Here is a 381-nt window from a genome sequence, read left to right as displayed (position 1 = left end):
ATCGAGGACGAGCTACCCACCTACGCGTCGGCCCTGGCCTTCCAGATGTTCTTTTCGCTGTTTCCCTTCCTGTTGTTCCTGGTCGCACTGATCAGCCTACTGGATATGCAACCGTTCTTCGATTGGCTGCGACAGCAGGCGGAGCTGGTGCTGCCGTTATCGACGGTAGAACTGGTCAACCCGGTCATCGATCAGTTGCAGACCCAGAAGGCTGGTCTGTTCTCGATCGGTATCGTGGTTGCGCTGTGGACAGCATCGTCAGCAGTGCGCTCGACCATGGATGCGATGAACAAGGCCTATGGCGTGAAAGAGGGGCGCAAGCCCTGGAAGCGTATTCCCCTGTCGCTGCTCTACACCATCGGTATTGCCGCCGCGCTGCTC

Annotated in this window: 1 protein-coding gene; it reads left to right on the top strand. The window is 58.3% G+C overall.

Annotated features, from left to right (window positions below):
• On the top strand, positions 1–381 hold a 381-nt coding region (locus AC0IYH_RS29775), incomplete at both ends, for a YihY/virulence factor BrkB family protein (protein WP_471837676.1).

Source organism: Pseudomonas sp. AC463 (genome assembly GCF_979253585.1).
This window is presented reverse-complemented; position numbering and strand designations above follow the sequence as displayed.